The organism is Leuconostoc pseudomesenteroides KCTC 3652, assembly GCF_014634745.1.
Classification (GTDB): domain Bacteria; phylum Bacillota; class Bacilli; order Lactobacillales; family Lactobacillaceae; genus Leuconostoc; species Leuconostoc pseudomesenteroides.
In genome coordinates this window covers 74,122-99,592 of sequence record NZ_BMBP01000008.1, presented here as the reverse complement: position 1 = coordinate 99,592, position 25,471 = coordinate 74,122, and the positions used below count along the sequence as shown (strand labels likewise).

Genomic DNA, 25,471 nt, shown 5'->3' with positions numbered 1-25,471 from the left:
TGAAGAGGTGTATTTGAAGGCATACGAAACATTAACGCAAGTCCAAGCAGCCATTGGTTGGTATATCAATTTTTATAATCGCAATCGTATCTCAAATGTTGCCTAAGTAACTGAATAAAAATAGTCCAATTTATTGACTTCTGAGCATTTGTATTTGAGTTCTTAAAATCAGATTAGGACGTTATTGATAATAGTAAGACAAAAAAAATCGTAGTAAAAACTACGACCTTAGCAATTATGCAACTTAACTAATCTAATGATTGCAAATTATATCGTTCAACTAAGCTAATCAATGTACTAGCATAGGTTGGTGCAGTCGCATACCCTGCTGCTTGTAAGCCATTAGCCATCGCCACATAATTTTTGGCATTAATCACCCCGTTGGCAGCATAGCGACTATTCGCCAATAAGAAATTCGTGTGGTCTTGAAACGAAGCCATCTGTGAACGATATGATCTAAATGGCGCCAAGACTGTCACCCACTTGCCATTCACATATTCAGATGTGTTCATGTTTACAATTGAACCTTGCCAACCAGTCCCTTGCTTAATGCCAAATAAGTTATAATACGGTGCTGAAGCTAAAGTTGATTGTCCCCAGCCACTTTCAAGAATTGCCTGTGCCACCGTAACCGAGGCTAATACACCTGTCCCAGCTGTGGCAGCTTTTGCATCAGCCACAGCAGTATTTAGCCAAGCAGCTTGGGTAGCACTCAATCCAGTAGTTAAAATACTTCCCCCTGTTGACGTTGCTACATTTGTAGTATTAGGAGTAGTAGTGGTAGCTGCTGTTGCAGCAGTTTTTAATACTTGCCCGACATAAATTGTACTTGACAAATTCAAGCCATTTAAAGACAACAATGTATTAATATTTACCCCTAATTTCGCAGCAATGGCATAAAGTGTATCGCCAGAATTAACCTTATAACTACCGGTTGTTGTTGTCGTTGTACTGGTACTGGTAGTTGTTGTTGCCTTAGAAGTAGTGGTTGATGATTGATTAGCACTCGTAGTAGCTTGGGAAACTTTCAAAACCTGCCCAATACGAATCGCATTGACATTGCTTATTTGATTTAAACTAGCAATTTGCGTAAGGCTCATATTATAGTTTGCAGCTATTTTAGAAAGTGTATCACCCGATTTAACTGTATAGGACGCTGTATTACTAGTACTAGTTGACGCGCTTGTTGCAGACTGAGCTGCGGTAGTTGTTTGCGTCACTTTTAGGACTTGACCGACCTTGATCATGTTCACATTTGTTATGTTGTTTAGCGAAGCCAACTGTGCTACCGTCATTTTATTTGAACTAGCAATTTTGGAGAGTGTATCACCTGATTTAACTGTGTAAGTGCCTTTGTTAACCGACACTTTACTAGTGGTAATATTCGTCGCACTACTTTGGCTGGTCGTTGCACTTGTACCAGCTACTTTTAGAATTTGACCAACACGAATAACATTAACATTACTTATTTGATTTAAAGTAGCAATCTGAGATACGCTCATACCATAGCTTGTGGCAATCTTTGATAATGAATCACCAGATTTAACCGTATATGTATTACTAGATTTTGTCGAAACTGTGGTTGATGCAGTCGTGCTAGATGTGGCTGATTTATCTAATATTAACTTTTGCCCAGAATAAATAGTGTTTGAACTCAAATGATTTGTTAGCTTAATCTCATTAACACTTAAATTATTTTTTAATGCAATGGCATATAAGGTATCACCCGTTTTGACATTATACGTTGTACTAGCAGAAACCTCAATTACCTGTCCACTAACAACTGAGGCCGCAACAGCACTTACTAACAAAGATTTTTTCATACATTCTTTCTCACTTTCAAGATCACTGGATAATTAAATTATAACATATTTGATAAGAATGTTAAGAATTAATTAAGATTATAAACGACATTTTTGCTAACATTATAACTATAACCTGTCAAAAAAAAGCAAATCAGCATTAACTGATTCACTAAATTTGTCACATTCCTGCTATCTATTATGTCAATGATTGATGAATACATTACCATAGTGTGCCTGCCAAACCTAATTCTATTTTAAGATGATTATTTCGTTGTGAACATTTGTTTCTGCGCAGTAAGCGTTTTGTAGATACCCCCAAAGAATAATCCTACCGTAAATTCAGAAATAATACCGTAAAAAATATTAAATTGCATTTGGTTATACAAAGCCGGGTGCATCGCCGTTAAAACATTCAAAAAATATTTTACGAAAAAGTTTGATAGCATGATCGTGATTGGCAATTTACTCCCCGCTTGGACTAACTGCCCATTCTCGACATAAAATTTGCGATTCATATATAATAAATAGCTTAACAAGAATCCTGGAAGCAATGATACAATATAAAATCCCAAAATCACATCGGGATCTGCAAACTTTGTCACTACTGTATTTAATCCCCACACAATGAAAATTAGTGGCATAATAACTGACTTTCCCAAAGAACTAGGACCATCATGCATTAATGCAGTTCCTCGTTTAACAAGTATGATTAGCACCACCCAAACCCAGAAAGGTGTGTTGTGAATTATTTGAAAAATAATTTCTAAAATATTTGCCATGATAAAAACTCCTTTTGATCGTTTCAAGATTTCCAAAAGGGATTTGTTCAATTTTTTGATCGTATACTTTTAGATTGTTTTACTTGAACACTGACTATCATAGTTGAAAAAAGTTTGCTGATGTTCATTTGCTGGTTAAGTGGTTCGAAAGCAACGATGAGCGGTTCGTGACGGAAGATAAGTGACTGTTCTAACTAACTCAATTAAAATAAAAAATCTCTGATGTTAACCAGAAAATTAGTCCATATTTCTGGTTAACATCAGAGAATGTCAAAAAAATAAAATATTTATAAAGATGATTTCCTAGATACTAATTGATCGTATGAAACCAATTTCATACACTTTGTTTCATCCATTTCAAAAATTGATAAAGAAGCATTGTCAGGATTTTGATGGTCAGTGCCCGTAAAACGTGTTGCCAATTTTCTAATGAGGGCACCGTGGGTTATAATCAAAATTTTGTCACCATCATGCGCTTTCGAATAAACATAATTGAATCCCTGATCCACTCTTTTCCAAAATTCTGAAGCATTCTCAGCTTCATGAGTTGGATCAACTAATTTGAATTGATTCATAATGTCATCTTCAGATTTGAATTTAGCTAGTTCACTATCATTGACAACAGATGACAACAGTTTATCATCATCCTCAAAAAGCTGTGATAGCATGTTGAGATTGTCACCTTCAAATGAGCCAAAGAATTGTTCTCTAAAGTTAGGCACTATTTCTAACTCATCCATCATCTTGTCATGCCTAACAGAGAATACTATATCTGCCGTTCCCTTGGCGCGACCTAAATCACTGCTATAAACTTTTGAAAACGGTAAATTTTTTAGACCGTCACCTAAAATAGCTGCTTGATTGACACCAGCTTTAGTAAGTAACGAGTCAGACCAGCCTTGAATTTTTTGACAGGTATTAAAATATGTCTCACCATGTCTAACTAAGTATAATTTAATGTTTTGTGTCATGATTACTAACCACGGCAACTTCTAATCTGCATGGCATGAACAAAATTGTCCGTAAACACGCCTGCCACGCCAAGATCAATTAATTTAGCAAGCTCGCCGTCTTCATTTACAGTCCATACTCGCTGTATAACATCACCGTCTTGCACGCCTTCAAGACCTGGATGTAAAGCATTTAAATAATGCGCTTGCATGAAATGGGAAAAATCATTTACTGGTTGCTCACTTAAATAAGCTAAATTTAAGGTTTGATCAATGGCATACAGTCGATCTAAAGTGTCAATGTTAAAGGACGAAAAAATCACCCGTTGGTCAAAGTGGAAATGAGGGATTGTATTCAAAACAATTTTTTCAATACCTGAATAGTCAAAGTTATCCGTTTTTAATTCAATATTCAACTGTATTTGTGTATCACTAAACACTGCTAAAACATCATCAAGTGTCGGGATACCTTCGTTTTCTTGCACTAATTGCTGTTCACGATTCACATCATTGATTAAGTGAAAGCTTTTTAATTCCTCATAGCTAAAATCTTTGATGTATCCTGATCCATTTGTCGTTCGATCTATTTTTTCATCGTGCATGATAACAGGTATGAGATCTTTGGTTAAATGCACGTCAAACTCCACTGCTTCACCACGGTCTGCCAAATACTTGAATCCTAACATGCTGTTCTCAATGTATTTTTCAGGAATACCACGATGGCCAAAAACTGTCGTCGTCATTCTTTATTCACCTGCTTGCTCATTAGCTTGTTTGATATCAGACGTGGTTTGTTTTTCTGCTTTGCTGAGTTCTGAATCAACATCCTTACCATTAATCACATTTTCCATTGCGTTTTGGGTGTTAACACGCTCCTTTGGCATAGCAGTGATCAATGCGCCTTTACTTGCTGCATTAATTTTTGTATCTTTCAATTGGTTGACCGGTGCCGCTAAAATAGGTGTCTCTTTGAAGGCATCTTTCAATTGTTTTGTGTCATATGATTTAGTGTTAACAGCAAAGTAACCAGTGTCGATAGACCATTGTGCCTGTTCTTTAGCTGATGTCGCAAACTTCAAAAATTCAAAAGCACCTTTTTGAACCTTGGTAGATTTTCCTTTTGACATCCAGATACTTGCCCCACCAATTACAACACCATTAGCTTTTGTGCCTTCTGGTCTTGGTAGATAAGTGACACCAATGTTGAACTTAGCATTCTTTTTGATATTGCCAAGAGAAGCTGATGAATTCATAAACATATCAATTTGTCCAGATGTGAACGCTGATAACTCAGTATCGCCGGCGTTTGCACCTGTACCGTAATCAACTAATGTACCGGCACTTGCATTAGTCTTGATCCAGTTCATAATATTTTTTCCGGCTTTATTATTGAAAGTTGCTTTAGTAGCGGTTTTTTTACGACCGTTGCCATTATTAACAAGTGTCTGGTTTTGATTGGCTAGTAATTCTTCAAAAGTCCACCCATAAGGTAGAATAGACAACTTCGCACTACCGGTCTTCTCTTTCAACTTTTTGGCCGCAGCAGTGACTTGTTCATACGTCGGACTAGTTGGTAGATCATCAATTCCAGCTGCCTTGAAGGCATCTTTGTTGTAATACAATACTGGCGCACTTGAATTAAAAGGCATTGAATATAACTTACCATTGATAGTATAGTAGTTCAAAATATTTTTTCTAAGATTTTTTGTACTATATTTATATTTTTTAATGAGCGTCTGCATTGGCTCAATCATGCCCGAAGTAGAGAGTTGTTTCGTAGAAATTTCGTTCGATTGAAACAAATCAGGTGCTTTACTGGTACCACCCACGGATAAAAACTTTGGAAGGGCTTCAACATATTGCCCCTGAAATTCTGGTGTCACCTGGTATTTTGTCTGTGAAGCGTTAAAATCATTCACAATGCGCTCAATGGCTTGTTGATTCTGACCCGTCATAGAATGCCAAAAGACAATATTTTGACGTTTTGAATCAGCAGCATGCACCTGAACCATTGGAACAACAGCACTCAAACCAATTGTGGTCAACGCAACGTATTTGGCTACATTTTTAAACATTATTTTTCTCCTATTCTCGTTCTCGTTCTCGTTCAACTAAAACCTAAAACAAACTTTATTTAATAACACCATTTGTCAAACCTTTTTTAAAGTATTTTTGCCCTAAAAAGATGATTAACAATGTTGGAATAACAGACACTATTATTGCTGCCATAATTAATCCCCAATTGCTGGCGGTATCTTGTGATCGCAATTGTCTTAATCCAATTTGCACAGTTCTCACATTATCATTAGTTGTGGCGATCAATGGCCACAAATACATGTTCCAATTGGTCAAAAAACTATATAAAGCAAAAGTAATAATGCTAACTTTTGTATAAGGCATGACTACCCGTGTTGCAAATTGAAAATGGCTCAGCCCCTCAATGTCACTTAATTGCTTTAATGCTGTTGGAATTTGTTCAAAGCTCGTCTTCATCATAAAGGTACCAAAAGCTGACGCTAAGAAGGGTAATCCTATTGCAGCGTAAGTATTTAACAAATTCAAATCACGCATTGTTGCAAAATTAGGAATAATTTGAGCCTCAAACGGCAACATCATTGTACTTAAGAATAAAATAAATGCCGCCTTTTTGAATCTAAATTCCAAAAATACAAACGCATACGCAGCCATGATTGATAATATAACTTGACCAATCATAACCGAACCTGAAATGATAAAACTATGCCATAGAAACTTTGTCATCGATGTGCTTGTAAACACTTTGACATAGTTCGCAAATTCTAAGTGATCAGGTAACAAATGTCCTTGTGCAATTGATTGACTAGATGACAAACTTAGAGAAATACCCACAAATAATGGCAACAATAATAATAGTGTTAGCACAATAAGTGTTGCTAAACGAAAACCCTTTTTAACGTTACTCGTTTGCATAATTTGCTCCTTTTCTGTTTTTCACGTAAAACTGAATCATAGTAAAGAGCATGATAATAATTGTCAAAATAACTGACTGTGCGCTGGCACGACCAACGCTATGATTAACAAACGCATCTTGATAAATAGCATATACCAACAAGTTAGTATGATAATCCGGACCGCCAGATGTCAAAATATCAACTTGACCGAATGTCTGAAAAGCATTAATTAAAGTAACTACCGTAACAAAGAAGATAGTTGGGCTGGTCGCCGGAATCGTGATTTTTCGTAATCTCATTAGCCATGATGCACCATCTAAATCAGCTACTTGATACAAATCCTGAGGTATGGCTTGGATTGCACCCAGCAAGATTAGGAATGCAAAACCAAGGTTCATCCAAACTGTTGTGCCGATAATTGCCACTAATGACCATGTAGGATCTGATAAGAAATTGATTTGTGGTAAATGTAAAAATGTCAATATTTTACTGAACATACCAATCTGTGGGTTAAACATAAAGAGCCAAAGTATCGATGCAACTGTTACAGAAACACCCATAGTTGACGAAAACATTGTTCTAAACACAGCAATACCCATAATTTTTTGACTTGCACTCATTGCCATCAAATATGCCATCACTAGCGTCAGTAGTGTTGAAAAGAAGACAAAAATAAGTGTAATCGTAAAGGACGTCATAAAACTATCGGATGTAAACAAATTTGAAAAATTTTTAAATCCAATAAATTTAATTGGATTACCCATTAAATCTGTTAATTGTGTACTTAAGAAAAATGTTTTTAACATTGGATAGAAAACAAAAATACCCAGAATGATAAATGATGGCAGTAACAATAACCATCCTAACGCTGATTCGTTACGAAATTTCAAATTGCTTGCTTTTTTCATAATATAATAATCCAATTTTGTAAAACGAAATATCTAAATTACTGCCGATACTGATTTTCCAGTATGAAGCAGTTGACCACTCGGCGTGAATAGTAGTGCTCTATCTATCAAAACATTGAAAGATACTACATCCCCCAAAGTCAAGTCCAGTTGTTCGCTAACTTTGATTCTCACGGATTGATTTTGCCCAATGTTTACTTCAATGTTGGTCCCATCACCTAACGGTTCTATATGAGTCAGCTCTCCTCGCAAAGCACCATTTTCACTGATGACAATATTTTCAGGCCGAACGCCCAGTATATATTGGCCCTCATCAATATCAACATTGGTTAGCATCTCAAACTGGTCGTTTAAGTGAAAGCTATTGTGTCTCATTTTCACGTCTAATAAATTAATGGAGGGCGATCCGAAAAAATCGGCAACAAAAGTATTAGCTGGCGCATTATAAAGTTCTAACGGCGAACCAATTTGTTCGATTTTACCTTTGTTCAAAACCATTACTTGATCGCCCATTGTCATTGCTTCAGTCTGATCATGCGTAACGTAAATAACAGTGATACCTAGTTGTTGCTGTAAAGCCCTTATTTCTTTTCTCATCTCTGCCCGAAGTTTTGCATCCAAATTTGACAATGGTTCATCCATTAAAATAATTTGTGCATCTGAAACCAGTGCACGAGCTAAAGAAACACGCTGCCGTTGGCCACCGGATAAGTTGCCCGGTTTTTTATTTTTATATTCTTCTAAATGAACTAGATTTAAAACATCATTTAATTTTTGTTGTTGAATATCTTTTGCAGTATGTCTAGCCGCCAAGCCAAAGACAATATTCTCAGCCACCGTAAGATTAGGCATTAACGCATAGTTTTGAAAAACCATTGATAAATTACGGTCTTTTGGCGGTAACTGAGTGACATCTTTTTCATTAATCACAACAGTACCATCGTTTATCGGAATAAACCCTGCAATAGCATTCAAAATAGTGCTTTTCCCCGAACCAGATGCGCCCACCAGTATGTAAAACTGTCCATTTTCGATTGTTGCATTAATATCAGTTAAAACTTCTTCGCCGTTATCGTACTTCTTTTTCAAATGTCTCAATTCAATCGTCATGTATAGCTGTACTCTTTCAAATGCCATCGATGTCATTATTATTATTGTTGTTAACAAAATTATTGTAACAATCTGATGTAAACTCGTCATAACGATGACGTAAAGATTAAAAAAAGCATTATATGAGCGATAATCACCGTCATATAACACTTTTTTTATCCATACATCAATCTCTTAATTAAAAATGATGAATTCATCTTGACACTTTTTACAGTAACAATATATAAAACGCAATAATTTTCCTAAAAAAGTTTTGTTGTGATTTCTACTTTCTTAACATAGCCCCAACGTTTGTCTCTATGCATTGAAAATCTAATCCTTGATATAAATTAAATGCTGCGGCAGCTTTTTGATTTTGAACCAGTGAGAGCCGTTTGACGTGCTTAGCAACCAAATCATTAAAAATGGCTGTTACTAGTTGCTTAGCTCCACCCTGCCGTAAAAATTTTGGCTGTGTACCGAGAAAATCTAGATGTGCCGTCTCACCACTCTGATCAATATCGACAATCGCGTAACTGACAATGTCATTTTGTTCGTGCAGAACACATACAAAATGGTACGGTGACAGGTTTTGCAATAGCGTATCCATCCCTCTCTGGGGATGATGAAAGACACAATTATGAATATCATTCAACTCATTTGCAACATCAGAATTGATTGTCTCTTGATAAAAAGAGACATTTCCAGAAACCACATTTTGCGGTAGATCTATAAGTGATTTGCACCATAAATTTTCTGTCGTAAAATCAGCTCGCCGCAATTTGAGCTGTTCGAATAACCAAGTATCAGTTGGCTTGAAGAAAAAATTGGGCTGTGCAGACGCAACTTTGTTTTCTAAATAACAATCAAACAAATGTTGACGAACCGAATCATCGTACGGCAACGTCAGTGGTCCCCATACCTCGTCAATTAAATTGTCACCGCTACGGTACCTATCGACAATTAATGCGCCAACTATATCCCCATTCTGATTTAATTTGAGGCATGAGTTATCAATATCAATCGTTTTCAGATCTTGCGTAATCTCTTGCGCTTCATCAGCAATCATGACGCACGTTTGTCTCTGATCAAGGTTAGCCGCCACTAAAAACTGACTTAATTTGGAATAGTTGACATCACTTAACACGCTGTTTCTCCTAATTTATAACCCCGTCTGAAACGCCGCAAACCTGATTTGTTCTCAATTGCTAAAGGGTTGCACTTACCGTGCCAATTCACCTTATAAAAATAGTGCAATCAAAGCAAGAAATGCGGGTAATCCTTGCATCACAATAATTTTTCTCGCTGCTGTCAAACTACCATAGATGGCAGCCAGTAGCACAAATACCATTTCTAATTTTAACATCAGTAGTTGTTGTGGCCCAGTCAAAAGCAATAATGTGGCAATAATTAATGCGCCAAACAAACCATTGTATATGCCTTGATTAGCTAATAATGTTTTAACTTCTGGTATTTTGACAAACGATTCATCTAGTTCAAATGCATTCGCTTGCTGCTGTGCTGACCCAAACATTTCTAGCAACATAATGCCGATTGCCTCAATACTGACAAGCACTACTAAAATATATCCAATCATAATTTTCTCCTCTGTTCAATATAAAACATCATCACTAGCCATCTCAATCATCCCTATGATTATGTGTTGCGATCATTTTCTGAAGTGTTTCGTTTAATGCTTGGTTTTCCGTAATCATTTCAGTCACTGATCTTGTGCTATTAGCAATCAATTCATCTCGAATAACAGCAACATCGGATAAGATTTCTTCAAAAATATCTTTTTTTGAATCTGCTATCTTTAAAGATTTCACTCGTCGATCCAACTCACTAGGTATTTTGATTAACCATTCTTTTTGGACTAATCTATCAATAACTGGTGTTAGCGTATTACTCGATAACTCTAATTTATTACCAATGTCCATCAACTTAGCCGATCCATTTTTGTAGATGATCAGCAATGACATATACTGCAAATAGGATAAGTCATATTCTGCTAAAACATCCCCGTAAAGCCGATGAAAATAGCGATTCGTACTATATATCGACAAACATAATTCGTCGTACAATTCGTTTTGATCAACCATACCAGAAATCCTCTTCAACTATTATATCGTGCACGATATAAATTAGCAATTAAATTTTGATCGTTTTACAACTTGACGTTTCGGTTATTAAAGTTAATTTAATCTAGTTATTGTTTACTTATAGTAAGTAAACAGTAAAAGGAGTTATTATGGCAACGATATTTCAACATGGTACGTTAGAACTCATTATGAACGGTCTTTATGATGGTACCACTTCTTTGGCCACTATTTTAGATAACGGCGATTTTGGTATCGGCACTTTGGACCGCCTAAATGGCGAGCTGACAATAATGAATGGCAAAGTATACCAAACTAATGCCGGTGGCATCACACAAGAAATTCGAAAACTGGAGCTCACAACACCGTTCTCATCATCTCATTTTGAAGCAAGTAACAATCGTTTTGTTCAGGAACCAAAGCTGTCTTTCTCCGGACTTGAAACATTAAACCACTATGTCTCCCAAAATGTACCAAACAGCCTGCGATTAAACGGTTTCTTTAAATCATTAAAGGTCAGAGTAGCGCCAAAACAAGCAAGGCCTTATCCAGATTTCCTATCAGTAAGTGCCGAGCAGCCTACTTTCGAATATCAAAACGTTGAAGGCACCTTAATTGGCGATTTTGGTCCAGACATATATACAGGTGTCATGGCAAATGGATGGCATTTACATTTTTTGAGTAACGACTTCACCATAGGCGGTCATGTATTAGACTTCTCTGCTGAGCATTTGAGTGGTACCGTTGATACTTTTGATACAGTTAAAGTATCCATGCCGATTCACAATGATTCGTTTATGTCTCACAAGTCAAATATTTCCGACATTCGACAAGCAATTGCAAAGGCTGAGGGCGAATAAAAAACCTTGCACTTTACAGCAACAAGGTTTTCCAAAATTTTCCTGCTATGCGTCAGTTAAATTATTTTTTCAAATCCGAATAATTGTAAAATCACAATTATCTCACGACTTTGCATAGGCTATAAAAACATTTTGATATGAAATCTACGACAATTTAACAACTATTTTACCGGTTACTTGAGATGCTTTCAAAGCCCTTAACCCATCAACCAAATTGTCAAATGATATTATTTTTCCAATCATAGGGTCAAGCTCGTTATTCGCTATCATTTGAACAAGTTCTTGGGCCATCGTAGCTAAATCCGCTTTTTCAGACAACGTATGAAATCTGTGAGCGCCACCCAAATTCAACGCAGAAATAGTTAAGCCTTTCTCCGCAAGATCCAGCATATTAACATTAAAAGGCGAATTTGTTAAAGAAATAACCTGACCATTATAAGCTAACCGATTAAGAATATCTTGCATAATTTCTTCATTAGAAATTGAATTAATACTAATATCAACCCCTTGACCATTTGTTAATTTTAAGACGTGCTCAGTCACGTTTTCAGTTTGATAGTCAATAATATGGTCTGCACCAGCCATTTTAACGAATTCAATTTTTTTGCTTGAAACCGTTGTTATCACTGTTAAGCCTAGTCTCTTGGCCAATTGAATAGCCACAGAACCCACGCCGCCCGCACCACCGTGGATTAAGATGGTGCTTTTACCCGTTAAATTTGCTTTTCTATATAGGGCTTGAAACGCAGACATACCACCACATAAAATACTTGCAGCTTGTTCAAAAGTTACTGTTTCAGGTATTAAAGCAAGTGAATAATCATGCATTAATACATATTCACCGAAAGTGCCATTCTCTTCAAGGTTCGCATGACCACAAACTCTGTCACCTACACGAAGGCTAGTTTTAGCATTTTTGCCACATGCCACAATTATCCCAGCTACATCTACACCTAATACATGAGGATAATGCCAGTTTTGATTGCCATCATCTGCTAGTTTGTAATCGACGGGATTTAATCCTACTGCTTCAGTTTGAACTAATACCAAGTCATCTGTTGCATTAGGAGTTGGGATGTCCATCAATTTCAAATTATCCGCGCCTAAATTTTGTGGCCCAGAAATAATATATGCTTTCACTTAGATATCTCCTCTATCATCAAATTTTTTTAATGCTTATGCCTAAAAATTTAACTATTTTTTCAAAAATACTCGATTAAACCGATTGTTTTTCAGTCTGTCTAATCTTACGTTCTTCCGCAAACGCCACAAAAATGAGTAAAATAACTGCAATGATAAGAGCAGCATACATGACAACAAAAGTTGAGGACCAACCATGCAATACTGTGCCAAATATCTTTAAGCCATTTGATTTTGGGTCGGCAATATATCCTAATCCTACCTTTCCCAAGGAATCCCCAAACAGATAAGCAAAAGTACCGGTCAAACCATTTGCCACAGATAAAGCCTGTTTTGGCACAAATCCGACAACCGAAACGCCGATTAAAAGTTGCGGACCAAAAACCAGCCATCCCATCACAAACAGGGCCACAAATAGTGCTGTCTCATTGTGAGCCACAGTATAAATATGAAGCACAAAAAACTGAAGAAATACAGAAAATAGTGCCACAACAATACGACGTCCTTTAAGTAGATCTGATATCCAGCCCCAAGATAATGACCCCACTAGTGCACCCATTTCAAAGTAGAAAATAGTCGATACTGCTGCGGTGTTGCTCAAATGTAAAGCTTGTACAGCATATAAGGGTGCCCAATTATCAATACCAATGCGGACAATATACACAAAAACATTGGCGATTGCTAACAACCAGACCCACGGATTTTTCAAAACAAATTCTTTCAATATTTGTTTTTTAGTCATCGTGGCTGCTTGTTGATTTTGAAGTGATTCAGGTTCATTGAATATAATTGGTGCTGAATCCCATCCAAGTTCCTCAGGTTCATCTTGACCCACAAACATGCCAACAACACCAATTATTAATACAATAAAGGCGGGAAAAATGAACATCCCAGCGACATTACCATGAAACAAATGATTGGCACCCCACAAAGCTAGTATTCCTGCCAGCCCACCACCAATATTGTGAGATGTATTCCAAAATCCTAGCCATCTACCACGTTTCGTTTCTGGTGTCCAACGTGAAATTGTAGAATAAGAAGCTGGCCCACCAGGCGATTGGAACAAACCATTTAATCCCCATAAGGCAATCAACACACCAGTCATGGCATTATTAATTAGCAATACAATACCAAATAAAAGTGATAAAAATGCTGAGATTGTTAGAAAAAACGAAATCATGCGCTTAGCGTTGTGCCCATCCACAAACGTTGACATCAAGGTCTTTCCAATCCCATAGGTAATTGAAAATGCCAGACCAATCACCCCCATTTGAGTTGTCGTGATCGTACCATTTTCAACGAGCAATGGTGTGGCAGCTTTAATATTGTTTCTAACCAAATACATACCAAAATACACAAAAAAAACGACAGCAAAAGATTTGATAAATTGCTTAAACCAAAGCTTCCGTTCCTCGTTGACAGAAATATTTATTTTATTTGGATGGTGCAACGCAAAAAATTGATTTAACATTTCATACTCCCCTAATTCTTTTTCTGAAGGGATTGCAGCAGAGCCTTCACCTGCTTTGTATGTAAACGTTTACATTGTTATTATACACGTTTATGGTTAATTTGTGTTTATTTTATGTTTATAAACGATATTAACAAAACAGTATGCCGGATAATCACTTTGCAGCAATTCACCGTATTAGGCAGAATGGTCTTGGATTTCACCTTGATTTTTACTAATCAAAAGTCACTCATTTTGTAGTCAATTTTGATATCATCTTTTTTGACATTCGATAATTTTACAGTTACGGTGAAACGAGTTTACGTTTAATATTGATCTCAATAGCTAGCATAGATGTCCCTTAAAATTTGTAACCCGACCATATTTTACTGTTATGGTGATTATTTAGCTTAATAGAAAAAAATCTTTCAAAAGTAAATACAGTGAAAGATTTTTTTAACTCAATAAGAACATCCAAAAAAGGAAAATAATTTATATAACCTAAAGTACTGCCATGTTTTCAACTATTGGTTACAACATATTTATAAAATAAAGTCTTGCTCGCTAAAATAAAGCCACCCTATTTGAGTCAACGGTGCAATGTTCACCAAGTTTGAGTAGCAAACACTTTTTTGACAAGAAACAAATTAGATCTTATTTAGAGTGTCAAAGTGAATTTTTTAGCTGTTTCAAGTACTTCCAATACAGCTTGCGTATGATTAAGCATCTCTGACATCAGGACATAATCATCTTCACGAATACTCTTTTCAAACGTTTCAAACTCATAGTACATACGATGTTTGGCTGTGTGTAATGTCTCGGTCTGACTTTCAGGACCCACTAATGAAATATCAGCGAGCTCATTAGATGGACTCTCAATTTTAATATACCCTTGCTCACCTTCAATTACGCTGTTAGATTGTTGGATTGAAACAACATCCTTGCCAGCAAACGCAGAACCAATGGCTTCATGATATTTGAGTGTTAGAATACCAGAAGTATCAACCCCTTTTGCCATATTAGGTAAATAGCGTATCGCTTCTGGCTTTCCAAAGAGACCAACTAACAAATGAATATTATAGATATTTAAATCTTGTAATGCGCCCCCGCCACGATTCGGATCAAACGCTGGTAAGATTTCCCCTTGCTTAAAGGCATCGTAACGAGATGAATACTGAGAATAATTCAAAAAACTAAAATGGATCGGTGCTATTTTTGAAATCCAACTCTTGAGCATGTTAAAGTTTGGTGAATACTGATTACTAATCGCTTCATACAAATGGCGATGCTTAACTAAAGCAAGTGCTTTTAAAGTTTCAAATTGATCTAGTGTTTGCACAAAAGGTTTTTCAACGATAACATGTTTTCCAGCCTCTAATCCCCTTTTGGCATATTCAAAATGTAAATCATTTGGCAATGCAATATAAAGCGTATCAATATTCTCATTTTCTAGTAACTGATCATAGTCGGTGAAAACACGATCAATATGATTCGCCAGCTGCATACGCTTCAATTTATCTAGACTTTTTTCTCTACCGTAAATCGCAGTTAAGTGAATTGCGGGTAGATCACCGATAAATTGAAATAAATCATCCACAATTTTACCTGACCCAATAATTGCTAAATTCATAGAAACCACCTTTCTCTGCTTTCAGACTCATCCCAAAATGAAATGGCTATTCATTAAAATACTGCAAAATGCCAACTATTTTCTGGGAGTATTTTTTTAAATATATCTAATCGTTAACCCAAAGTCAATCAAACTGTTTTTAGAGCGCCTTTACAAGCTAAATCTTGGATACTTGAGGTATAGCCATTATAATTTCATATAGATACTTTTAGTGACCTAAGGTATTATAAATACCGAAAATTGATGATAAGGTGATACGATGTCAAAAAAATTACTCGAAGAAAACGGCATTTGCCCGGTAGCAACCACGATTGACTTATTAAGTAGCAAATGGAAAGTTCTAATCATTCGCGATTTACTACCTGGTACAAAACGCTTTACGCAATTAAAAACAATTGTAGCTGGCATCAGTCAAAAAATGTTAACTCAAAGTTTGCGCGAAATGGAGCATGATGGATTAGTTGTTCGACAAATTTTTCCTGTCGTACCGCTTAAAGTCGAATATAGTTTATCAAAACTTGGTCGGAGTATGGAACCAGTCATTAATTCGATGGCAGAATGGGGAAATTTTTATCTTGATCAAAATCCAGATAAACGCAAAGAACTACCTAAATAAAACACTAATTAATCAAAATATTTTGAGATAAACAGAACCCGATAGCATTGAATGTCAAGCTATCGGGTTCTGTTTATTTGACTAGTTGTTTCACTTGATAGTCGCAAAACCACCAGTCCAACCAATTTGCTCATTAGCTGCAAGTGTCATTTGTAAAAATCCAGTTGCTTCAAGTTCACGGGCACGCTTTAAGGCCCCAGCATCTCTTACTTGAAGAGAAGAGCCAGTTAACGCAGTAATCAAAACCTGTTTGGCAGCACTATCTCCAGCTACTAAAACAGTCGTAGCTTCGTTACCTAATTTGCCTGTTGCTAATGTACTAGCAAAATTAGTATTAAACGCTTTCAATACAGTACTTTCGGGTAAAAGAGCCTGCAATTGTTCAGCCGCAGAACTGTCAGCCGGCACGACTAATCCATCCCATGTTTCAAAATTCAGAGGATTTGAAATATCGACTACAACTTTACCTTTCAGTTCTTTTTGATATTTTTCAGCAATTGTTGCCAAAGCAGGATATGGAACTGCCAAAATAACCAGTTCACCCAAATCACTTGTTTCTGAACTTGAGTCTAAAAGTGTGATTTGATGATCGCCATTGGCTAAATTTTTAGCAATGGCCTGTCCCATATTACCTTTCCCAAAAATCGTAATATCCATGATACATACCTCTCTTTTATTTAATTTATCTTACATCGATAACTATAATCTAGTTTGGCACTAAATGGAAGTAGGCAGTTAAAAGTGTTTTAGTATATTTAAGTAACTATATGTAATTACTTATATTATCACTCAAAGTATGATTGACTTTAACCTTTTAAGAGCAGTCGTCAAGTCATTTATTTCTTCAACAGCAGACAACGAAACTCTTAAAAATGAATTGTCTGGTCGTGGCCCTACCAAAAAACGATCGGAATGGAATATTCTAATGCCATTATCTAAACATAATTTTTCAAGCTCATCACCGCGCTGTTTACTTTTTAAGTGTAATGGTCGGAAAAAACTTGTGGCATTGTACGCATTAACTTGTTGTTCAAGTACACGATCAAATATTTGATTTGCGACCAATAGTTTATTTATTTTACGATGCATAATTTTATTTGCTGTGCCATTTTCTAATGCCTCTGCAACAATTGCCGCATCCAGTGCAGAAGTTTTAACAGTACTGTTAAACATTGCTAATTCAATCTGCAATTTGTATCGATCGGGCACACGCATAAATGCTACCCGAAGTCCAGAAGCCAACGGCTTCGACATGCTGCATATATATACACTGTTTTCCGGAACTAATTCACTTAATTTAATCACAGGTACTTCACGAAATAGATTTAGAAAGTTGGCATAGTCATCTTCGATGAAAGTCAAATCATAGTGTTTAATAATCGTAGCAATTTCTTTACGACGTGACAAAGTAATTATCTCTGTTGTGGGATTGTTACAATCAGGCATTAAATAAATACCTTTAATCACATCGTTTTGGCAAGCTTTTAATATTAAGTCAGATCGAATGCCATCATTGTCCGAAGGAATCGGAATTAACTTGACTCCTCGTAATCTGCATAGCTCAATGAAGTTAACATATGTGAATTGGTCAACTATTATCTTATCTCCTGGATTAAAAAGACCCAGTAAAGTTATTGTCAGCGCATTTTGGCCACCGGAAGCAATCAATGTGTTCTGCTGATTAACGTTCATACCTATCTCACGTAAATACCGCGTTGCGATCTTTTTGTGTCGCGGTATACCGGTTGGATGCTCATAATTTAATAGCTCGGCAAATTTTTTCTGCTTTGCGATGTTAATAATCGTGGATTGGAGGGCGCCATTTTCCGACTCAAAGGAGGAGACAAAACCCAGCTCTTGAATATTTTTGTTGTCTTGATGTGTAATTGTTAGATCAGTTTTGACGTTTGGAGAAACGTAAGTGCCTTTACCAACAACCCCATAGGTCAACCCCTCGGCCTGACTTAGTTTATAGGCCCTCGTTATAGTTGTAAAACCTACATCCAAGTAGTCCGCAAGTTCTCTTTGTGGGGGTAGTTTTGTGCCTGGTAAAAGTAGACCATTATTAATATCTGCCCGCATCTGTCTTGCCAGACCCTGATAGTAAGGTCTTGTTAACGTTGCTTTAACCGGTTTCCAACTTAAAGGATAATTAGAAAAAAGATTAATTGACATCATTGTCCTCTCAAAAAACATTGTAATGAATACAATTATATCAATAAATGTATTCAAATAAATGATAATATCATCTTACTATCATTGAAAAGAGATTTTTATGTCTAGACACGAAGTATTTCATTTTGCACTGAAAAAAACAATTCCCATTATGACTGGTTTCATATTTTTAGGAATTGCTTATGGCTTATATATGCACCAGCAAGGATTCAACGTTATTTATCCAACTGTCATGGCAATGACAATTTTTGGCGGTTCAGTTGAATTCATCATTGCCAATCTGTTACGCGAACCATTCAATCCGTGGCCAGTGTTTTGGCTAACACTAATTGTAAACTCGCGGCACCTATTCTACGGCATTTCAATGCTAGAAAAATATCGAAATGCGGGTCGTCAGAAAAAGGTATTAATTTTCGGATTATGCGACGAAACATTTTCAATTAATTATGCTATTAAGTTACCAAGCAATGTCAATGCGATCACATTCTATTTTGATGTCACTTTATTAAACTATTTTTACTGGGTTTTAGGTGCCTTTCTAGGTGGTCTGCTTGGACAAATTGTGGTCGTAAAATTAGAAGGATTATCCTTTGTGCTCACAGCATTGTTTTTAGTTTTGTTTGTGGATCAATTGCAACGTGAACAAAGCCATTTCAGCTCAATTAGCGGCATTATTACTGCGCTCACAGCGTTACTAATATTTGGTCACAACTTATTTTTGCCAATTAGTATGCTGTTAGTTGTTTTCATTTTTAGCATCAGAGAGCATTTTTGGAGTAAGTAAATGACAATTTTAGAACAAATTATAACTATTGGTATCGCCGCGGTCGTCACCATGCTAACACGATTTCTGCCATTCTGGCTTTATCCTAATGATCAAAAAACACCCAAATATATTCATCTGTTAGGTAATTTTTTACCCCCAGCAATTTTAGGGATACTAGTCATTTATTGCTATAGCGACACCTTGACTTCAGTTAATCTAGCAACTTATTTGAGTGTGATTGCTGGAATAATTACAGTTTTCTTACAGTTATGGCGAAAAAATATGTTGCTATCCATTTTTGGCGGCACATTTTGCTATATAATTTTGTTGGCATTGTTTTAATTTACAACAGCCTAGCTCAGGGACGACTTTCGCTGTTATCCCCTCTTTTGGCTAATAATCAAGATGATTAACATTTTAAAAACAAAATTCAAATAAAAACTAAACAATTAGTCCTTATAGTATGAATCATCATCAACACAAGTCGTGCTGATGCAACGCAAATACCACTGATGTCACTATTAAGGAGACTAATTATGTTAACTTTAGAAACAGCTACACCAACCTATCAAGACATTTTTGAATCAAAAAATGGTCAAACTTACCTAGAATTACTACCAACAATCGCAAAAATTACCTCTGGACAATCTTTTCTGTACCGACAAAATGGAACTGCCAGTATGGTTATTGATATACGGCTCACGGAAATGATTGATCCAACAATTTTACAGTCGGCACTGAATTTATCACTTCAGCGCTATCCCTACCTCACAAGTAAATTAGTCGAAAAAAATGCCAACTATTTTTTAAGTTATAATGACAAACCAATCATCATAAGCGAAACTGCTGAATTACGCCCCTTAGGTAGTTTGCTCGTCAACGAACACTTGATTGATGTCACTTACTCAAAAAATACATTGTTTGTTGCTTATCATCATGCCATCGCTGATGGCAGAGGTATTATGCCATTTGTCAACACCTTGTTATACTACTATTTTGGTACGAAAACACAGGTTTGGCCAAAAGTCGATGGTGTTAACTTAATCAGTGATACTATGAAACCAAATGAAATGTCTGAACCGTTTGAAAATCTTAAAAAAGAAATGACAAATCGCCAAGACACACCTAATTTGCAACATGACGGTTATCAATTATTAGAAACACACAATTCGAAAGATTCAGCCACCAGTTATCGTTACGAAATCGTAATTGACCAAGCAAGTTTCATGAAATTTGCTAAAGCTCATAACGCTAGTCCGGCAATTGCTGTTGCAATCATGATTGCCCAAGCCATTCAAAAATCCTACCCTAACTTTAATCTACCGATTATTGCTCATATGGCTAGTGATTTGAGATTAGGCACTACAAATCAGAACACTTTCAGAAACTGTGTCGGCAGTATTGTCTTACCAATCAACCAATCAATCGAATCAGATGCACAATTTGCAGATGTAGCCACAACATTTAGACAAATTATCAAAGAGAGTAAGCAGCCAGAGGCACTACGTAGTAGCATTATGCAAATGATTAATTTGTTTGATAAGTTGGATTCGCTACCTACGCTCAAAGACAAGCAACAAAGGTTAGCTTTTTTTGACAACTTACTCTTAAATACATTTATCATAAGCTATTCAGGACAGACAAAATTAGGTCTCTTTGAACGCTACATCAAAGAAATGCATACGTATATGAGCGGCACAACCGGTCTATCAATCGAAATGTTAGCTGTAAATGGTGAAATATCAGTTGACATGTTGCAAAGTTTTGAAAGTGATGTTTATGCCAATACATTTACTCAGATATTATCTGATCATGCTATTGCGTATCATTTTAATCAACCTACAGTTTTCACAACACCAAAAGATAATATTTAAGTATACATTTTTATCATTAAGACAATCAAAAACACGCGTTGAAACAAAACAACGCGCGTTTTTATTTAAATGTTTTTATTTTAAAACAAACGTGTCAAATAATTTTTGAGCTTCGGGATGCTTCATTAATAGCATTTCAGGATGCCATTGAACAGCATAAATGCGACGTGATTCATCTGAAAAAGCTTCAACAACATTATCGGTACTAACTGCATCAAGTTGTAAACCGTCACCTAATTTTTTGACAGCCTGATGGTGAAATGAGTTAACAAGTGATTGATCATCTAAAAAGTTTTGCAACCAACTCACACGTTTCAAGATTAAACGGTGTGTCGGCGTGTACCACTTGGTAGGATATTGATTGTGTCTAACCTTCAAGCCTTGATATTGGCTGTTTAAATCCTGATAAAGCGTACCACCAAGCGCGACATTGACAATTTGTAATCCACGGCAAATCCCTAAAATTGGTTTTTCTTGTTTGATTGCTTCCAAAACCAAAGCCACTTCAAAGGCATCACGATCGCTATCAGTTTCGTGAAGATTGATTTGAGGATCCTCACCAAAATAGAAAGGTGACACATCTTGACCACCTGCTAACACCAACGCATCGACGCTATCAATATAATTTTTAGCCAACTTTGGGTCACCAATTGGTAAAACAATTGGGAGTGCGTGAGCATTTGTGATACCATCAATATAATTTTTTTGAATGTAATCGACATAATTAGTGCCAAAATGCGAATTTGGATGAAGAAGATTATTACTTGGGATGCCAATTTTTTTCATGGTTGCCTCACTTTGCATATTTATAATTTTGATAACCAATCAATGGATAGTTCAGGTTTTTGATCGACGACTTTAGTAGGTGAACATTGGCGACTTGATAAAGTGGCGTCACACCGTTTAATTCATTATTGCGTTTGGCTGCCAGTTTTTCCAATTGATAACGAGCATCATTTGCTTCATGCTGATCAGATATTTTGTCGATTAATTTTTCATATTCTGGATTTGACCAATTAGTAAAATTAATAGCGCCCTTAGAATAAGCAATATCTAAAAAGTCAATAGGATCATTATAATCAGTTGACCAGGTTAACGTTCCTGCTTGAAAATTATGGCTCTCAAATGCTGAAATCTCAGCATTCAAAGGCAACTGTTTCAAATTAATTGTCACATCTGGCAAAGTAGCCTCGATACTTTGCTTTAAGTATACACCTAACGCTTTGTAAGCGTCGGTGTCGGCAGTATTTAGTGTAATGCTTATCTTTTTTTGATTGAGCTCAGTTTGCGCCTTTTTGAGATATGATTGTGCTAGCTTTTTGTCATAAGGCAACGAAAGACCATCGTTGAAATCTTTACCTTTAATGGTCACTTCACCACTCGGTACAATTGATTTGGCAGGTGTTGAACCATCGCCCAAAGCTGATTTTGTCAATTCTTGACGATTAATAGCCAAACTCAAAGCGCGTTTAAGATTAGTATTGCTAACAGTTTTATCCGAAGCGTTCCAAACAATAAACGCAACACGACCTTTTTGAGTAGATTTAATATCTGAAGCGTGTGTTTTTTTCAAATCTGTAAGAATACTACCTGAAATTTCGGCTTCATCAACTTTTTTTGCTAAATATTGTTTTGCCGCTAAGGTGGCATCCGTCACCTGTGTTGCCTTAATAGTGTCATAGTGAACTTTGTCGGCACCAGCATAATATTTATTCTTCACGAATTCCCACGACGTTGAAGACTGGTTCCACTTCTTAATTGTGTAAGCACCATTAGAAATTGTTGTCTTGGCGGTTTGACCGTATTTACTACCGTATAATTTTAATTTGTCAGCGTTAATCGGATATAACTGATTTGCCAAAATAAAGTTAAAATACGGTACTGGATGAGATAATTCAATTTTAACCGTGTATTTGTCGGGCGCACTAATGCCTAATTTGCTAATATTGGCTTTGTGATTGTACACTGCATCATACCCGGCGATGTCTTTAAAATGGTTGGCACGTGTTGATTTGGTAGTAGGATTAACTTGCCTTCTAACAGAATTAACAAAGTCAGCTGCCGTCACGGTTGAGCCATCAGACCATTTCTGATTTTTCTTCAATTTAATTGTATACACTTTATTGCCTTGTGTTGGCCGAACCACTTTTGTCGCGACACCAGGAATAATTTTACCTTTAGCTGATGTTGTGTACAAGCCTTCTAACGTTTGTACTTCAGCCCAATTGGCGCCTACTTGATCAGCTAAATTTGGATCAAGCGTGGAAATGTTATTTTGAACCGCCACTTTCAATGTATGCTGATCTGATGAATTGGAAGGCTTTGTAATCACGTAAACGCCCGCAATGACAGCTACCGCTACTGCGCCAATCATTATCTTTTTATTCATATTCTCTCACTTCTCATTGTTATAAATAACTATTTTCCCTCAATTAGTTTGTTTTTTCAATCTGTTAAATTATTCAACATAAGTCAATGCTTCCTCTAAGGCAGCAATTAAATCGTCAACATTCTCGATACCAATAGAAATACGAATTAAGTCAGGCGTGATACCGGCTGCAGTCAGTTGCGCATCAGATAATTGCGCATGAGTGGTTGATTTAGGATGAATAATAAGTGATTTTGCATCACCCACATTAGCTAGTAGAGAAAAAATGTCCAAATGATTAATGAGGTCCTCTGCCCCTTTTTCTCCAGCCTTCAATCCAAACGTAAAAATCGAGCCAACACCCTTTTCAAAATATTGATTTGCTAATGCCTTGTACGGCGAATCTTCCAATTCTGGGTAACTCACCCAAGCGACTTTGTCATGCTGGTTTAAATATGACACGATTTGACGTGTGTTCTCAACATGCCGTGCCACACGCAGTGACAATGTTTCTAACCCTTGTAGCAAATAAAAAGCTGACTGAGGTGACAATGTCGCACCTGTGTCACGTAAATGTTCCGCACGAATTTTTGTTACAAACGCGGCACCTTTTAAATCTGACCAAACAATACCATTGTATGATGCTGTTGGCCTTGTAAAATCCGGATATCGACCGGACGCATGGTAATCAAAATCACCTTTTTCAATAATAAGCCCACCTAAGGTCGTCCCGTGACCGCCAATAAATTTTGTTGCAGAATGAACGACAACATCAATACCGTGTGCCAGAGGTTGTACCAAATAAGGCGTTGCAAAAGTGGAATCAACAATTGATATAATACCATGTCGTTTTGCAATCGCCGCGACAGCCTCAAAATCAGTTATATTGATTTTGGGATTACCTAAGCTTTCAAAGAAGATTACTTTAGTATTAGACTGAATTGCAGCTTCAAAATTTTCGGGATTATCAGGGTCAACAAATGTTGTCTCGATGGCTAATTTTTTCAAGGTTTCCGAGAACAACTCAATCGTGCCACCATACAACGTAGAAGCTGCGATAATATGGTCTCCCGCACCAGCAACGTTGAGAATGGCGGCAGTAATCGCTGCAGCCCCAGAAGCAAGTGAAATAGCTGCCGTACCACCTTCTAATGCCGCAATTCTAGTCTCCAAAACTGAGTTTGTCGGGTTAGTCAAACGACCATAAATATTGCCGGCATCTGTTAAAGCAAAACGTCCAGCCGCTTCTTTGGCATCTTTAAAAACAAAAGAAGTTGTTTGATAAATAGGTACTGCTCGTGCACCTGTTGCTAAGTCCGGCTCTTCCTGCCCCGCATGAAGTTGTTGTGTTTCAAAAGCATATTTCTTGTTTAATTTTGTCATATTTGTCTCCAATTTTGAGTTTCTATTCGCTTTTTCGTGTTCATTAACATCAGCAAAAAACACATTCGGCTGTGCACCAGACCACAACCTAAAATTTGACTCAAAATTCTAGTAATATAAATGAACGACTGCTTTATGCTATTATTCATACTCAATTCCTCACAACACTTAGCTAAATACTAGGTAATAAAAAAACCGCAGTCCAAACTATTTGGACTACGGGACGACGCATCGTGTTACCACCCGACATTTTTGTGTTTCATACACTGAAATACAACTCATCTCCAATCATCAAGTGCTACAGAACTATCTAGTATCCAGTAACACTGAGAATTGGTGACGCAATAACGGGCGCACCCGGCTATAGCTCATTATTGATTACAATATAATCAATACACTCACGATAACAATAACTCCAAGACCATTTTCCAAACTGCAACAATACTAAATTTCACCAACCATTAGTTCTCTGTTAAATGCATTCGTAAGTACTTATCTCTTCACTGTTTTATATTAGAATTATTATATGATAATGCAAAACTGATGTCAATACTCTAATTTTATAAAATGTTATTTTGAGATGCCGGTTGACTACCATAATATTTATTCGACAACAAACGCTCTGATATAATTATCTTAACTTCAGAAA

General features: G+C 36.5%; 25 protein-coding genes. 6 read left to right on the top strand and 19 right to left on the bottom strand.

Features of this window, described 5'->3' with window-relative positions:
* The first annotated feature begins 7 nt into the window (after positions 1 to 7).
* Entirely contained in the window at positions 8 to 106 is a 99-nt protein-coding gene (locus IEU65_RS10550) for an IS3 family transposase (RefSeq protein WP_041775301.1), read from the top strand.
* A gap of 142 nt (positions 107 to 248) precedes the next feature.
* On the opposite strand, the gene IEU65_RS08205 is transcribed toward IEU65_RS10550, so the two are convergent.
* From IEU65_RS08205 to IEU65_RS08155, 11 genes are all read right to left on the bottom strand, one after another.
* Positions 249 to 1,823, bottom strand: a complete 1,575-nt coding sequence (locus IEU65_RS08205; protein ID WP_010280275.1) for a LysM peptidoglycan-binding domain-containing protein — start codon at positions 1,821 to 1,823, stop codon at positions 249 to 251.
* A gap of 245 nt (positions 1,824 to 2,068) precedes the next feature.
* Entirely contained in the window at positions 2,069 to 2,584 is a 516-nt protein-coding gene (locus IEU65_RS08200) for a DUF6622 family protein (RefSeq protein ID WP_010280277.1), read from the bottom strand.
* 287 nt (positions 2,585 to 2,871) lie between these two features.
* Entirely contained in the window at positions 2,872 to 3,555 is a 684-nt protein-coding gene (locus IEU65_RS08195; protein ID WP_010280279.1) for a histidine phosphatase family protein, read from the bottom strand.
* A 5-nt stretch (positions 3,556 to 3,560) separates the two neighbouring features.
* The gene (locus IEU65_RS08190) at positions 3,561 to 4,277 is read right to left on the bottom strand and encodes a glycerophosphodiester phosphodiesterase family protein (RefSeq protein WP_010280283.1); all 717 of its coding nucleotides are present in this window, start codon (positions 4,275 to 4,277) and stop codon (positions 3,561 to 3,563) included.
* Positions 4,278 to 4,280: 3 nt separating this feature from the next.
* Entirely contained in the window at positions 4,281 to 5,609 is a 1,329-nt protein-coding gene (locus IEU65_RS08185; protein ID WP_010280286.1) for an ABC transporter substrate-binding protein, read from the bottom strand.
* A 55-nt stretch (positions 5,610 to 5,664) separates the two neighbouring features.
* On the bottom strand, positions 5,665 to 6,483 hold the full coding sequence (locus tag IEU65_RS08180; RefSeq protein ID WP_010280288.1) for a carbohydrate ABC transporter permease: 819 nt from the start codon (positions 6,481 to 6,483) through the stop codon (positions 5,665 to 5,667).
* Positions 6,470 to 7,372 (bottom strand): carbohydrate ABC transporter permease, encoded by a 903-nt coding sequence (locus IEU65_RS08175; protein ID WP_010280290.1) that lies wholly within the window; start codon positions 7,370 to 7,372, stop codon positions 6,470 to 6,472. The genes IEU65_RS08180 and IEU65_RS08175 overlap by 14 nt, the downstream gene beginning before the upstream one ends.
* Before the next feature lie 33 nt (positions 7,373 to 7,405).
* Positions 7,406 to 8,482 carry an ABC transporter ATP-binding protein gene (locus IEU65_RS08170; protein WP_031941047.1) on the bottom strand — a complete coding sequence of 359 codons (1,077 nt, stop codon included), beginning with the start codon at positions 8,480 to 8,482 and terminating at the stop codon, positions 7,406 to 7,408.
* Positions 8,483 to 8,747: 265 nt separating this feature from the next.
* Positions 8,748 to 9,608, bottom strand: coding sequence for a GNAT family N-acetyltransferase (locus tag IEU65_RS08165; RefSeq protein ID WP_010280296.1), 861 nt, complete (start codon positions 9,606 to 9,608; stop codon positions 8,748 to 8,750).
* A gap of 93 nt (positions 9,609 to 9,701) precedes the next feature.
* The gene (locus tag IEU65_RS08160; protein WP_010280298.1) at positions 9,702 to 10,058 is read right to left on the bottom strand and encodes a DUF1304 domain-containing protein; all 357 of its coding nucleotides are present in this window, start codon (positions 10,056 to 10,058) and stop codon (positions 9,702 to 9,704) included.
* 43 nt (positions 10,059 to 10,101) lie between these two features.
* Positions 10,102 to 10,563: a MarR family winged helix-turn-helix transcriptional regulator gene (locus tag IEU65_RS08155; RefSeq protein WP_010280300.1), complete on the bottom strand. Its 462-nt coding sequence runs from the start codon at positions 10,561 to 10,563 to the stop codon at positions 10,102 to 10,104.
* A 149-nt stretch (positions 10,564 to 10,712) separates the two neighbouring features.
* Between IEU65_RS08155 and budA the strand changes: the two genes are divergently transcribed.
* Positions 10,713 to 11,420, top strand: a complete 708-nt coding sequence (budA, locus tag IEU65_RS08150) for an acetolactate decarboxylase (RefSeq protein ID WP_010280302.1) — start codon at positions 10,713 to 10,715, stop codon at positions 11,418 to 11,420.
* A gap of 144 nt (positions 11,421 to 11,564) precedes the next feature.
* Here the strand turns inward: budA and IEU65_RS08145 are convergent, their stop codons facing one another.
* From IEU65_RS08145 to IEU65_RS08135, 3 genes are all read right to left on the bottom strand, one after another.
* Positions 11,565 to 12,560, bottom strand: a complete 996-nt coding sequence (locus tag IEU65_RS08145) for a zinc-binding dehydrogenase (protein ID WP_010280305.1) — start codon at positions 12,558 to 12,560, stop codon at positions 11,565 to 11,567.
* Positions 12,561 to 12,636: 76 nt separating this feature from the next.
* On the bottom strand, positions 12,637 to 14,031 hold the full coding sequence (gene uhpT, locus IEU65_RS08140) for a hexose-6-phosphate:phosphate antiporter UhpT (protein ID WP_168441521.1): 1,395 nt from the start codon (positions 14,029 to 14,031) through the stop codon (positions 12,637 to 12,639).
* 637 nt (positions 14,032 to 14,668) lie between these two features.
* A complete protein-coding gene (locus IEU65_RS08135; RefSeq protein ID WP_010280309.1) occupies positions 14,669 to 15,640 on the bottom strand; it encodes a Gfo/Idh/MocA family protein in 972 nt (323 codons plus the stop codon).
* Positions 15,641 to 15,899: 259 nt separating this feature from the next.
* Here IEU65_RS08135 and IEU65_RS08130 point away from each other — a divergent pair, with 259 nt between their 5' ends.
* A complete protein-coding gene (locus tag IEU65_RS08130; protein WP_010280311.1) occupies positions 15,900 to 16,256 on the top strand; it encodes a winged helix-turn-helix transcriptional regulator in 357 nt (118 codons plus the stop codon).
* 90 nt (positions 16,257 to 16,346) lie between these two features.
* Here the strand turns inward: IEU65_RS08130 and IEU65_RS08125 are convergent, their stop codons facing one another.
* Positions 16,347 to 16,913, bottom strand: a complete 567-nt coding sequence (locus IEU65_RS08125) for an NADPH-dependent F420 reductase (protein ID WP_010280313.1) — start codon at positions 16,911 to 16,913, stop codon at positions 16,347 to 16,349.
* Positions 16,914 to 17,045: 132 nt separating this feature from the next.
* Positions 17,046 to 18,431 (bottom strand): aminotransferase-like domain-containing protein, encoded by a 1,386-nt coding sequence (locus tag IEU65_RS08120; protein ID WP_010280315.1) that lies wholly within the window; start codon positions 18,429 to 18,431, stop codon positions 17,046 to 17,048.
* A 100-nt stretch (positions 18,432 to 18,531) separates the two neighbouring features.
* Between IEU65_RS08120 and IEU65_RS08115 the strand changes: the two genes are divergently transcribed.
* The 3 genes from IEU65_RS08115 to IEU65_RS08105 all read left to right on the top strand — a co-directional run bounded on the left by IEU65_RS08115 (position 18,532) and on the right by IEU65_RS08105 (position 21,071).
* Entirely contained in the window at positions 18,532 to 19,215 is a 684-nt protein-coding gene (locus IEU65_RS08115) for an AzlC family ABC transporter permease (protein WP_010280317.1), read from the top strand.
* Complete coding sequence (locus IEU65_RS08110) at positions 19,216 to 19,539, top strand: branched-chain amino acid transporter permease (protein WP_010280319.1); 324 nt, start codon at positions 19,216 to 19,218, stop codon at positions 19,537 to 19,539.
* 194 nt (positions 19,540 to 19,733) lie between these two features.
* Entirely contained in the window at positions 19,734 to 21,071 is a 1,338-nt protein-coding gene (locus IEU65_RS08105; RefSeq protein WP_010280322.1) for a condensation domain-containing protein, read from the top strand.
* Between the two features lie 75 nt (positions 21,072 to 21,146).
* Here the strand turns inward: IEU65_RS08105 and IEU65_RS08100 are convergent, their stop codons facing one another.
* From IEU65_RS08100 to IEU65_RS08090, 3 genes are all read right to left on the bottom strand, one after another.
* On the bottom strand, positions 21,147 to 21,857 hold the full coding sequence (locus IEU65_RS08100; RefSeq protein ID WP_168441520.1) for a gamma-glutamyl-gamma-aminobutyrate hydrolase family protein: 711 nt from the start codon (positions 21,855 to 21,857) through the stop codon (positions 21,147 to 21,149).
* 7 nt (positions 21,858 to 21,864) lie between these two features.
* Positions 21,865 to 23,460 carry a peptide ABC transporter substrate-binding protein gene (locus IEU65_RS08095; RefSeq protein WP_010280327.1) on the bottom strand — a complete coding sequence of 532 codons (1,596 nt, stop codon included), beginning with the start codon at positions 23,458 to 23,460 and terminating at the stop codon, positions 21,865 to 21,867.
* Between the two features lie 69 nt (positions 23,461 to 23,529).
* Positions 23,530 to 24,822: an O-acetylhomoserine aminocarboxypropyltransferase/cysteine synthase family protein gene (locus tag IEU65_RS08090; protein WP_031941048.1), complete on the bottom strand. Its 1,293-nt coding sequence runs from the start codon at positions 24,820 to 24,822 to the stop codon at positions 23,530 to 23,532.
* Positions 24,823 to 25,471 lie beyond the last annotated feature (649 nt).